This window comes from Pseudomonas sp. Au-Pse12 (genome assembly GCF_021341665.1).
Classification (GTDB): Bacteria; Pseudomonadota; Gammaproteobacteria; order Pseudomonadales; family Pseudomonadaceae; genus Aquipseudomonas.
The window spans coordinates 55,360-67,512 of the sequence record NZ_JAJTTH010000005.1; the positions used below are offsets into that span (position 1 = coordinate 55,360).

The 12,153-nt window shown below is 61.7% G+C and carries 9 protein-coding genes and 1 pseudogene; 8 read left to right on the forward strand and 2 right to left on the reverse strand.

Annotated features, from left to right (window positions below; genetic code table 11):
* Positions 1 to 59: 59 nt before the first annotated feature.
* Entirely contained in the window at positions 60 to 851 is a 792-nt protein-coding gene (gene phhA / locus LXM55_RS15165; protein ID WP_233321122.1) for a phenylalanine 4-monooxygenase, read from the reverse strand.
* A 305-nt stretch (positions 852 to 1,156) separates the two neighbouring features.
* On the opposite strand from phhA, the gene LXM55_RS15170 reads away from it, so the two are divergent.
* Entirely contained in the window at positions 1,157 to 2,719 is a 1,563-nt protein-coding gene (locus tag LXM55_RS15170) for a sigma-54-dependent transcriptional regulator (protein WP_233321123.1), read from the forward strand.
* 379 nt (positions 2,720 to 3,098) lie between these two features.
* On the opposite strand, the pseudogene LXM55_RS15175 reads toward LXM55_RS15170, so the two are convergent.
* A pseudogene (locus LXM55_RS15175) lies at positions 3,099 to 3,344 on the reverse strand (hypothetical protein); the annotation flags it as partial.
* A 317-nt stretch (positions 3,345 to 3,661) separates the two neighbouring features.
* On the opposite strand from LXM55_RS15175, the gene LXM55_RS15180 reads away from it, so the two are divergent.
* The 7 genes from LXM55_RS15180 to LXM55_RS15210 all read left to right on the forward strand — a co-directional run bounded on the left by LXM55_RS15180 (position 3,662) and on the right by LXM55_RS15210 (position 12,032).
* Complete coding sequence (locus LXM55_RS15180; protein ID WP_233321124.1) at positions 3,662 to 4,402, forward strand: flagellar basal body rod protein FlgF; 741 nt, start codon at positions 3,662 to 3,664, stop codon at positions 4,400 to 4,402.
* Positions 4,403 to 4,447: 45 nt separating this feature from the next.
* Complete coding sequence (gene flgG, locus LXM55_RS15185) at positions 4,448 to 5,233, forward strand: flagellar basal-body rod protein FlgG (protein ID WP_233321125.1); 786 nt, start codon at positions 4,448 to 4,450, stop codon at positions 5,231 to 5,233.
* A gap of 61 nt (positions 5,234 to 5,294) precedes the next feature.
* Complete coding sequence (flgH, locus tag LXM55_RS15190) at positions 5,295 to 5,990, forward strand: flagellar basal body L-ring protein FlgH (RefSeq protein ID WP_233321126.1); 696 nt, start codon at positions 5,295 to 5,297, stop codon at positions 5,988 to 5,990.
* Positions 5,991 to 6,005: 15 nt separating this feature from the next.
* On the forward strand, positions 6,006 to 7,115 hold the full coding sequence (locus LXM55_RS15195; protein WP_233321127.1) for a flagellar basal body P-ring protein FlgI: 1,110 nt from the start codon (positions 6,006 to 6,008) through the stop codon (positions 7,113 to 7,115).
* Between the two features lie 10 nt (positions 7,116 to 7,125).
* The gene (gene flgJ / locus LXM55_RS15200) at positions 7,126 to 8,388 is read left to right on the forward strand and encodes a flagellar assembly peptidoglycan hydrolase FlgJ (RefSeq protein ID WP_233321129.1); all 1,263 of its coding nucleotides are present in this window, start codon (positions 7,126 to 7,128) and stop codon (positions 8,386 to 8,388) included.
* Between the two features lie 10 nt (positions 8,389 to 8,398).
* The gene (gene flgK / locus LXM55_RS15205; protein ID WP_233321130.1) at positions 8,399 to 10,450 is read left to right on the forward strand and encodes a flagellar hook-associated protein FlgK; all 2,052 of its coding nucleotides are present in this window, start codon (positions 8,399 to 8,401) and stop codon (positions 10,448 to 10,450) included.
* A 13-nt stretch (positions 10,451 to 10,463) separates the two neighbouring features.
* A complete protein-coding gene (locus tag LXM55_RS15210; protein WP_233321131.1) occupies positions 10,464 to 12,032 on the forward strand; it encodes a flagellar hook-associated protein 3 in 1,569 nt (522 codons plus the stop codon).
* Positions 12,033 to 12,153: the final 121 nt, after the last annotated feature.

Sequence of the window (12,153 nt, forward strand, 5' to 3'; positions counted from 1 at the left end):
TGAGTTCGATTCTTGTTGGAAGTTACTATCTTTCGCAGCGGCTCGCGAGTGCGGGCCGCTCAGGCCGCCTTGGGTTTTGGCGGAAACTTGGGTGCGTGCAGGCCCAGCTGCATGCCTTGGTGGACCAGCGCCATGATGTCTTCATGGGCCAGGTCGAACAGGCGCTTGAGGTTGGGCAGGACGAAATAGATCGGTTGCAGGATGTCGATGCGATACGGCGTGCGCATGGCTTCCAACGGGTCGAAAGCCTGGTGTTCCGGCTCCTCGGACAGGCTGTACACGGTTTCCTTGGGCGAGGAGAGGATGCCGCCGCCGTAGATGCGCCGCCCGGCCGGGGTGTCCACCAGGCCGAACTCGATGGTCATCCAGTACAGGCGCGCCAGGTACACTCGTTCTTCCTTGGTGGCTTGCAGGCCGAGCTTGCCGTAGGTGTGGGTGAATTCGGCGAACCAGGGGTTGGTCAGCAGCGGGCAGTGGCCAAAGATCTCGTGGAAGATGTCCGGCTCTTGCAGGTAGTCGAGTTCTTCGCGGGTGCGAATGAAGGTCGCCACCGGAAAGCGCTTGCTGGCCAAGAGTTCGAAAAAGGTCTGGAAAGGAATCAGTGCCGGCACCCGGGCCACTTGCCAGCCGGTGGTTTCGCCCAGCACCTTGTTGATTTCGCCCAGTTGCGGAATACGGTCGTGGGGCAGGCCGAGCTTGTCGATGCCGTCCAGGTATTCCTGGCACGCACGGCCTTCGATCACTTTCAGCTGGCGGGTGATCAGGGTATTCCACACCGCGTGTTCTTCGGGTGGGTAGTCGATAAAACCTTGCGCGTCGGGCTCGCGGGCCACGTACTGCGTCTGCTTCATGCTGCTCTCCTGCCAGGGGATGCGTTCTTGTTATGTGTGACCCCAGTGTTACCCGAGGGTGCGACGCTTTGCAGCAGGCGTTCGGCGGGCGAGAGGGGCCGTTGGGCGGCTATTCGTAAAGTAATCGTTACGGTTTTGCCCGGGTGGCCGGCATGTTGTGGGTTTTCGGGTTTGAAAAAGCCCTTTGCTGTCACATAATCTTGACGATTATCTGCGTCACCCCGCAGAAAGTTTGCAAAGGCCGGCGCCAAAAGCGTCGGTTTTCGGCGTTTATGCCCTTTATCATCAGCTCCGGGCCTTCTTTTATGCGTATCAAAGTTCATTGCCAGAACCGCATCGGCATCCTGCGCGACATTCTCAATCTGCTGGTGGAGTACGGGATCAACGTGGCCCGTGGCGAAGTGGGGGGCGAGCATGGCAACGCCATCTACCTGCACTGCCCGAACCTGATCAATCTGCAGTTCCAGGCGTTGCGCCCCAAGTTCGAATCCATTGCCGGGGTCTTTGGTGTGAAGCGCGTCGGGCTGATGCCCAGCGAGCGCCGGCATATGGAGCTCAATGCGCTGCTGGGGGCGCTGGAGTTCCCGGTGCTGTCCATCGATATGGGCGGCTCCATCGTTGCCGCCAACCGGGCGGCGGCGCAATTGCTGGGGGTGCGGGTGGATGAGGTGCCGGGGATTCCCCTGTCGCGCTATGCCGAGGACTTCGACTTGCCGGAACTGGTACGGGCCAACCAGTCGCGGATCAACGGGCTGCGGGTCAAGGTCAAGGGCGATGTGTTCCTGGCGGATATCGCCCCGCTGCAATCCGAGCACGACGACAGCGAGGCCATGGCCGGCGCGGTATTGACCTTGCATCGGGCGGACCGGGTCGGTGAGCGCATCTACAACGTGCGCAAGCAGGAGTTGCGCGGTTTCGACAGTATTTTCCAGAGTTCGAAAGTCATGGCAGCGGTGGTGCGTGAGGCGCGGCGCATGGCGCCGCTGGATGCGCCGCTGCTGATCGAGGGCGAAACCGGCACCGGCAAGGAGCTGCTGGCCCGCGCCTGCCACCTGGCCAGCCCCCGCGGGCAGTCGCCGCTGATGGCCCTGAACTGCGCCGGGTTGCCGGAGTCCATGGCCGAGACCGAGTTATTCGGCTACGGCCCTGGAGCCTTCGAGGGGGCTCGGGCAGAGGGCAAGCTGGGGCTGCTGGAACTGACCGCGGGCGGCACCCTGTTTCTCGATGGGGTTGGGGAGATGAGCCCACGCTTGCAGGTCAAGCTGCTGCGCTTCTTGCAGGATGGCTGCTTCCGCCGGGTGGGCAGCGATGAGGAGGTGTACCTGGATGTGCGGGTGATCTGTGCCACCCAGGTTGACCTGTCCGAGCTGTGCGCGCGTGGCGAGTTTCGCCAGGATCTGTATCACCGGCTGAATGTGCTGTCGCTGCATATTCCACCGTTGCGCGAGTGCCTCGACGGCTTGACGCCGCTGGTGGAGCACTTCCTCGACCAGGCCAGCCGGCAGATCGGCTGTCCTTTGCCACGGCTGGTGCCCGCAGCCATGGAGCGTCTGAGCCACTACCATTGGCCGGGCAATGTGCGTCAGTTGGAGAACGTGCTGTTCCAGGCGGTCTCGCTGTGCGATGGCGGTACGGTCAAGACCGAGCACATCCGCCTGCCGGACTATGGCGCGCGCCAACCGCTGGGCGATTTTTCCCTGGAGGGCGGCCTGGAGCAGATTGTCGGACGCTTTGAAAAGGCGGTGCTCGAAAGTCTGTATGCCGAGCACCCCAGCAGCCGTCAGTTGGGCAAGCGGCTGGGAGTGTCCCACACCACCATCGCCAACAAGTTGCGCCAATACGAGGTTGGCAAGGAATCGCCGGAATGAAAAAAGCCCCGCTTAAGTAGCGTAATGCTGTTCACTTAAGCGGCCGAACGAGCGGGGGGGGGGGGGGCTTGTTGTGGTGACAAGGCCTGTTGTGGCGAGGGAGCTTGCTCCCGCTCGGCCGCGTAGCGGTCGTAGAGCCTGCCAGCGCGGTTCATCAGGCTCACCGCGTGGACGCTACTGGGGGCGCTGCGCACCCCAGCGGGAGCAAGCTCCCTCGCCACAGGGCAATGCTCTGCACTTGAGCGGCCGAACGAAGAATGTCTCTTTTGGGGCGGCAGCGAAGCCCAAAAAACGGCGCTTGCTCATCTTGAGGAAGCGCCGTTTTTTGTTAAGTGAACAGCATTACGCTGAAGTAGCGGGGCTTTTCGTTTGGCTCGGGGCTGGCGCCCGCGTGCAGGTAGTCGTAGCTGGGCACGACGCGCAGGCGTGGTTCGTCGAAGAAGTAGTCTCGAGGGTCGATGCCGATCTCGTGAATTAAGCCGAGGATCAGATCCTTGGCGCGCTGGTTGTTGGTGAACTGGCCCTTGAGCCGGGTAACCCGGCTGACGAACTCTTCCACCGGTATCAGGGTGTGCAGTGCCGGGTGGTTGGTCTCGCCATCGAACGCCACCGTGATGCTTTCCTTGGTGGTCATTGGTTTAGGTGTCGGCCCCCCCCTGCAAACTGAAGTTGCAAGCGCCAGCGACTGTGCCTAGCAAGAACCGTTCACAAAGTGTCGGCTTGGCGGTCAGAATTTACCCCGGGGCGCGACCGATACTTGCCGTTAGCGGCATAAGTCCGCCGTTTTTTCGTCTCTTGGCTCGTCTTGAAAATCACGCTGCATGCGGCAAAGCCCCGGCCTGCATGGTGTGCGTTGCTGGGTGTGGAAGTTGGTGTAGAAATTGCTTGCGCCATGGCCACTACAGTGTGGGGCGGCAAACGTCCGGCAGATGAGGAACGATTGTGGACAAGTACCTTTATGTGGCAATGACCGGCGCCAGCCAGAACGCACTGGCGCAAAAGGCTCATGCCAACAATCTGGCGAACATCTCCACCAACGGCTTTCAGCGCGACCTGGAACAGGCGCGCGCGATGCCGGTGTTTGGTGACAGTTTTCCGGCGCGGGCGTTTGCCATGGGCGAACGGCCGGCGACGGATTTTACTCCCGGCTCCATGGTGGAGACCGGTCGCGACCTGGACGTGGCCGTCAGCGGCAAGGGTTGGATCGCCGTGCAGAGCCCCGATGGCAGCGAAAGCTATGTGCGCACCGGCAGCTTGAATGTTGACGCCCTGGGCATACTGCGCGCCGGCAACGGCATGCCGGTCATGGGCAATGGCGGTCCGATCGCCGTGCCGCCGGAGCAGAAGATTGAAGTCGGCCAGGACGGCACCATCAGCATTCGTGCCATGGGCGAGGGCCCGCGGGTCATGGCCGAGGTTGACCGTATCAAGCTGGTCAATCCGGACATCAAGAACCTGACTAAAGGCCTGGACGGTTCGATCAAGACCAAGGACGGCCAGCCGGCACCCGCCGATGCCAATGTCCAGGTGGTCTCGGGCTTCCTGGAGTCGAGCAACGTCAATGCCGTTGAAGAAATGACCGCGGTGCTGGCCTTGTCCCGGCAGTTCGAATTGCACGTGAAGATGATGAACAGCGCCAAAGAAGACGACCAGGCCATGGCTCGGGTCTTGCAGATCAGCTAATTACCAGTATCTAGCGCCGTAAAACAGGCGCGAGAGGAGAATCGAATGCTTCCGGCTCTATGGGTTGCCAAAACCGGTCTGTCCGCCCAGGACACCAACCTGAGTGTCATTTCCAACAACCTGGCGAACGTCTCGACCACGGGTTTCAAACGTGATCGCGCGGAATTCCAGGACCTGCTGTACCAGATCAAGCGCCAGCCGGGTGCCCAGACCACCCAGGACAGCGAACTGCCAAGCGGCCTGCAGGTCGGTACCGGTGTGCGCATCGTCGGCACCCAGAAGAACTTCAATGCCGGCAGCCTGCAGACCACCGAACAGCCTCTGGACCTGGCCATCAACGGCCGCGGTTTCTTCCAGATCCTGCAGCCTGATGGCACCACGGCCTATACCCGTGACGGCACCTTCCACCTGAACTCCAATGGCCAGATCGTCACCGCCGGCGGTTTTGCCCTGGAGCCGGCGATTGTCGTGCCCAACGACGCGCAGACCTTCACCGTGGGTCAGGACGGCACCGTGTCCATCACCGTCGCCGGCAACCCGGCGTCCCAGGTGATCGGCAACTTGCAAACCGCCGACTTCATCAACCCGGCCGGCTTGCAGTCCCAGGGCGGCAACCTGTTCCTGGAAACCGCCGCCAGTGGTGCGCCGCAGATCGGCACCCCGGGGCTCAACGGTTTCGGCACCACGCTGCAGAACACCCTGGAAGCATCCAACGTCAGCACCGTTGAAGAGATGGTCAACATGATCACCACTCAGCGCGCCTACGAGATGAACTCCAAGGTGATCTCCACCGCCGACCAGATGCTCTCGTTCATAACGCAGAAGCTGTAATCAAGTCTTGAGGTCGCCACGGGTCTGAAGTGGCGTACCGGCAACATCGTGAGGAAGGGTCATGAATCGGTTTATTTGTGTTCTAGCGCTGAGTGGGAGTGCCGTGCTCGCGGGCTGTGTTGCCCCACCGCCCAAGCCCAATGACCCTTACTACGCGCCGGTGTTGCCGCGTACGCCGCTGCCTTCCGCGTCCAACAATGGCTCTATCTATCAGGCCGGTTTCGAACAGAACCTGTACAGCGACCGCAAGGCCTTCCGGGTCGGCGATATCATCACCATCACCCTCAACGAGAAGACCGCGGCCAGTAAAGGTGCCAACTCGGCGCTGACCAAGACCAGTTCCAACAGCGTTGGCCTGACCTCGCTGTTTGGTTCCGTGCCCAACACCAACAACCCTCTGGGTAGTGGTGACCTGACCCTGAATGCCGGCTACAGCGGCAACCGCGCCACCAAGGGCGACAGCAAGGCCGCCCAGAGCAACAGCCTGACCGGTTCGATCACTGTGACCGTGGCTGACGTGCTGCCCAACGGCATCATCGCGGTACGCGGCGAAAAGTGGATGACCCTCAACACCGGCGACGAGCTGGTGCGGATTGCCGGCCTGGTGCGGGCGGACGATATCGCCACCGACAACACGGTGTCTTCGACCCGGGTCGCGGATGCGCGCATCACTTACTCGGGTACCGGCTCGTTCGCCGATGCCAACCAGCCTGGCTGGTTCGACCGTTTCTTCCTCAGCCCGCTGTTCCCTTTCTAGGTGATGAGAAGCCTCATGTTCAACTTCAAGCACCTGATGGCGGCGGCCTTGTTGCTGTCCACTTCCCTGGGCGTTCAGGCCGAGCGGTTGAAGGATATCGCCAGTATTTCCGGCGTGCGTTCCAACCAGTTGATCGGTTACGGCCTGGTGGTCGGGCTTAACGGCACTGGCGACCAGACGACCCAGACCCCGTTCACCCTGCAGACCTTCAACAACATGCTGTCGCAGTTCGGCATCAAGGTGCCGGCCGGTTCCGGCAACGTGCAGTTGAAGAACGTTGCGGCGGTGTCGATCAGTGCTGATCTGCCGGCGTTCGCCAAGCCGGGCCAGCAGGTGGATGTCACCGTTTCCTCCATCGGCAACTCCAAGAGCCTGCGTGGCGGCACTTTGCTGTTGACGCCGCTCAAGGGGATTGATGGCAACGTCTACGCCATCGCCCAGGGCAACCTGGTGGTGGGGGGCTTCGACGCCGAAGGGCGCGACGGCTCGAAGATCACCGTCAACGTACCGTCGGCGGGACGGATTCCTGGCGGCGCCTCGGTAGAGCGTGCCGTGCCCAGTGGTTTCAACCAGGGCAACAGCCTGACCCTGAACCTCAATCGTTCGGATTTCACCACGGCCAAACGCATTGTCGACAAGATCAACGACATGCTTGGCCCGGGTGTGGCCCAGGCCATCGACGGCGGCTCGATCCGGGTTACCGCGCCCCTGGACCCAAGCCAGCGGGTGGATTACCTGTCGATCCTGGAAAACCTGGAAGTCGATCCGGGGCAGGCGGTGGCCAAGGTCATCATCAACTCCCGTACCGGCACCATCGTCATTGGCCAGAACGTCAAGGTCTCGCCGGCGGCGGTGACCCACGGCAGCCTGACCGTGACCATTACCGAAGACCCGATCGTCAGCCAGCCCGGTCCTCTGTCCAATGGCCAGACCGCGGTAGTGCCCCGTTCGCGGGTCAACGCCCAGCAGGAAGCCAAGCCGATGTTCAAGTTTGGCCCGGGTACCACCCTGGATGAAATCGTCCGTGCGGTGAACCAGGTGGGGGCCGCGCCAGGTGACTTGATGGCGATCCTCGAAGCCTTGAAACAGGCCGGTGCCTTGCAGGCCGACCTGATTGTGATTTGAGGTGAGCGCCATGGATATACGTAAGAGCGGACTGATTGGCAGCGGCGACTCCGGGTCCTATTCCGACCTCAACCGCCTGCAGCAACTGAAGGTTGGCGACAAGAATGGCGAAGCCAACGTGCGCAAGGTGGCGCAGGAGTTCGAGTCGCTGTTCCTCAATGAAATGCTCAAGTCCATGCGCAAGGCCACGGACGTCATTGCTCAGGACAACCCGCTCAATACCCCGGCCGCCAAGCAGTACCAGGACATGTACGATCAGCAGCTGGCGGTGTCCCTGTCTCGCGAGGGCGGCGGTATCGGCCTGGCCAACGTGCTGATGCGCCAGATGATGAAGAACAAGCCCGTCCACCCGGAGGCAGCCGGCACGGCCTTGACGGCCGCTGCGCCCGTGGCGACCCCGACTCCGATTGCCGCAGGCACCACCGCTCAGGATGGTCCGTTGAGCCGGGTCAATGGCCAGCGGCCAATGTGGGCTTCGCGGGCGAAGGATCCGTTGCGCAGCACGGTGTCGCACAACGATATGGCGCTGCTCAATCAGCGGCGCCTGTCGCTGCCGAGCAAGCTCACTGATCGTCTGTTGACCGGCATCGTGCCCTCGGCCGGGGCGGTCGAGGGGGGTGTGCAGAACGCTGCGCCGACCCGCAACAGCGCAGCGGCCGATGCCGTGCTGCGTGGCGAATGGCGAGTCAACCAGGGGTATGCCGCGTCCCAGGGCAAGATGCGGGTCTATGGTCGGGCCATGGCCCAGCCGCCATTGGCACCGGCCAAGCGCGCCTTCAGTTCTGCCGACGACTTCGTCGCCACCATGTTGCCAATGGCGCAGCAGGCGGCCCAGCGGATTGGCGTCGATCCACGCTATCTGGTGGCCCAGGCCGCGCTGGAAACCGGCTGGGGCAAATCAGTGATGCGCCAGCAGGATGGCAGCAGCAGTCACAACCTGTTCGGCATCAAGGCCGGCAAGAGCTGGCAGGGTGCCCAGGCCCGGGCGATCACCAGTGAGTTCCGCAATGGGCAGATGGTCAAGGAGACGGCGGCGTTCCGTTCCTACGATTCCTATCAGGACAGCTTCCACGATCTGGTGACCTTGTTGCAGAGCAACAATCGCTATCAAGAAGTGTTGAAGGTGGCCGATAAACCAGAACAGTTTGTTCGCGAGTTGCAAAAAGCCGGGTATGCAACGGACCCGGATTACGCTAGCAAGATTTCGCAGATAGCCAAGCAGATGAAGAACTACCAGAACTACGCTGCGGCGGGCGTTTCCACGAATTTATAAGGTCTGAATCATGAGTTTGCTCAATATCGGGATGTCGGGGCTGGCCGCCAGCCAAACGTCGTTGATGACCACGGGTAACAACATTGCCAACGCCGACACCGCCGGGTACTCGCGCCAGCAGACCGTGCAGGGCACCAAGGCCTCCGCCCAGTTCGGCAATGTCTTCATCGGCACCGGTACCACCCTGGCCGACGTGCGCCGGGTGTACAACAGCTTCCTCGATGCCCAGTTGCGCACCGCCACGTCCCTCAACAGTGACGTTGCGGCCTACCAGGGCCAGATCAGCCCGATCGACCAGTTGCTGTCGGACAACGGCACCGGCATGAACGGCGCCCTGACCAAGTTCTTCGCCTCGCTGCAGAACCTCAACGCCAAGCCCACCGACGAGGCCTCTCGGCAGTTGCTGCTCAGCGACACTCAGGCCTTGAGCAACCGTTTCAACTCGGTGTCCAGCCAGCTCAACGAGCAGAACAGCAACATCAATGGCAACCTGGCGAGCATGGCCGACCAGGTCAACAAGTTGGCCAACACCGTGGCTCAGCTCAACCAGAAGATTTCCGAGCTGTCGACCAACGGCAACGGCATGCCCAACGACCTGTTGGATGCTCGTAATGAAACCGTGCGCCAGCTTTCGACGTTCATCGGTGTTCAGGTATCGGAGCGTGGTTCGAGCCTCGATCTGTACCTGGGCAGCGGCCAGCCATTGGTGATGGGCAACTCCGCCAACACCCTGGAAGTGGTGCAGGGCAAGACTGATCCGACCCGCTCCATGCTGCAGATCAATCGGGGTACCAGTACCGCGGACATCACCAACGTCACCACGGGTGGCGAGATTGGCGGCCTGTTGCGCTATCGCAGCGAAGTGCTGGACCCGGCAATGAATGAACTGGGGCGCGTGGCCCTGGTGGTAGCCGACCAGATGAACAGCCAGATGGCTCAGGGCATCGACAAGAACGGTGAATTCGGCGGCAACCTGTTCAACGATATCAACAGCCTCAGGATGATCAGCCAGCGCAGTATGGCCAACGCCGCCAACAGTGCCGGTTCGGGCAACTTCAATGTGACGATCAAGGACACCGGCAAGCTGAGCACCAATGACTACACGGTGACCTTCAGCAGCGCCACGGATTACAGCGTCAAGCGTTCCGATGGCACCGACCTGGGCAGCTTCAGCACGACCACCAGCCCGGCGCCGGTGATCGACGGCTTTTCGCTGAACCTCAGTGGTACGGTGGCCGCCGGTGACAGCTTCAAGATCATCCCGACCCGCAATGCCGCGGCTACCATCCAGACGGAAATGACCGACTCCAAGCGCCTGGCACTGGCCGCGCCGTTGAAGGCCGAGCTCGGTGCCGGGGTCAAGAGCTCCCTGAGCATTTCTTCGCAGCCGTCCCTGGCGGTGCCGATCGACAACTACGATGCAGCCAGCAAGCTGGAAATGCAGACCGCCCTCAAGAACTCCGGCCCGGTCAAGGTGGTGTTCAATACCGCGTCCGGCGGCAGCCAGACCTACGATTACTTTGACGCCAAGGGCGTCAAGATGGGCAGCGGCTCCATCGTGCCGGGGCAGAGCAATGTCCTGAACCTGCAAGTCAATATGCTCGATGCCAGCGGTAACCCGATCACCGACGGCGGCACGCCACCCGTGACCAAGACCTTCACGGTGCAGATGACCGTTGCCGGTTCGCCCAACGCCGGTGACAACATGAGCATTTCGGTGAATGGCGCTGGTTCTTCCGATAACCGCAACGGCCTGGCGTTGTCGGGCCTGCAGACCAAGCAGACCGTGGACACCGGTTCGGCGAGCAAGGGCATCACGCTGGTGGATGCCTACGGCAAGCTGATCGAGAACGTCGGCGCCAAGGCCAGCCAGGCCAAGCTCGACACCGCTGCCAACGGTTCCATCCTGGCCAACGCCAAGGGCGCCCGGGACTCGCTGTCCGGGGTCAACCTGGATGATGAGACTGGCAACCTGGTCAAGTTTCAGCAGTACTACACAGCGTCTTCGCAGATCATCAAGGCTGCGCAGGAAACCTTCAGCACGCTGATCAACAGCCTTTAAGGAGCCGTAGCCCATGCGCATTTCCACCGCCCAGTATTACGAGACTTCGGCTGCCAACTATCAGAAGAACTTCTCCAACGCGATCAAGAGCGGCGAAGAGGCCAGCAGCCTGGTCCGGGTCAAGACCGCCGCCGACGATCCGGTGGGCGCTGCCCGTCTGCTGCAATTGGGTCAGCAGGCTTCGCTGCTTGATCAATACAAGGCCAACAGCAACTCGATCAAGGCTTCCCTGGGCCAGGCCGAGTCGGTGATGACCAGCATCAACAACGTCCTGGATCGGGCCAAGCAACTGGCCACCGGCGCGGGCAGCGCCGGTTACACCGATGCCGACCGGCAGGCCAACGCTTCCGAGCTGGGGCAGATCGAAGAGCAACTGCTGAGCCTGATGAACTCTCAGGACGAAAACGGCAAGTACCTCTTCGGTGGTTCCAAGGACGACGTTCCGCCGTTCAGCCGCAACTCCGATGGCACCTACAGCTACAACGGTGACCAGAGCAGCCTGAAGCTGCCGGTGGGCGACACCATGATGATGGCTGCCAACAGCACCGGTTGGGATGTGTTCCAGCAGGCGCTCAACACCAGTCGTAGCCAGGTCACCATGACCTCGCCGGCGGTGGATGATGGGCGGGTTTCCCTGTCCAATGGCCAGATGAGCAACAGTGGCAGCTACAACAGCCAGTTCCGCGCTGGCGAGCCTTACACCGTGTCGTTCGTCAGCGGTACCCAGTTGAAGATCCTTGATGGCAGCGGCAACGATGTGACCGCTGAGGCCAGCAAGGGCGGTGTGGTCGATACTTCGCCGAATCAGACGGTGAGTTTCCGGGGTGTCGATCTGAACCTGAACGTCAATCTCAAGTCTGGCGATGTCGCCAATGCGGTGCTGCCGGGCCACAGTTTCACCTTGGCGTCGAAGCCGGACACCTTCAACGTTGCACGTTCTCCGGGCAACCCGAGCATGACTCAGGTTTCAGCCACCAGCGTGACGGATCCGGTGGCCTACAACTCGACGTTCCCGAGCGGCAATGCAGTGCTCAAGTTCACCAGCGCCACCAACTTTGACCTCTATGCCGCGCCGCTGACCGCTGACAGCAAGCCGGTGTCCTCGGGTGTGGTAGGGCCGGGCAATATCGCCACTGCGGCGGGCGTGAGCTTCACCCTGACGGGTGCGCCTTCGCCGGCTGCCAACGATCAGTTCAGCGTCTCGGTCAACACCCACGAAACCCAGAACATCCTGGACACCGTGAGTCAGTTGAAAAACGCCTTGAACGTACCCACTGACGGTAACGTCCTGGCGACCCAGAAGCAGCTGGCGGACCTCGCCTCGGGGATGGCCAACCTGGCCAGTGGTGTCGATCAGCTGTCCATCGGCATCAGCTCCATCGGTGGTCGTGGTTCGGCGCTGGACACCCAGAACGAAATCAACGAAAGCCTGGCGGCAGCCAACGTCACCACGCGTTCCGCCATCAGTGATTCCGATCCGGCCGAAGTCATGACTCGTCTGACCCTGCAGCAGACCATGTTGCAGGCCTCGCAGTTGGCCTTCAGCAAGATCACTCAGCTCGGCCTGTTCAACAAGGTCTGAGTACAGGGCGTTCGAGGCCTGCCTCGAACGCCGTGATCGTCGAGCCGCCGGCCGTCTTTTTTAAGCGGTTCTGCAGCCCTGGTCTTTCTGGCCGGGGCTCGCCGCTCGAGAGTTTGCAACC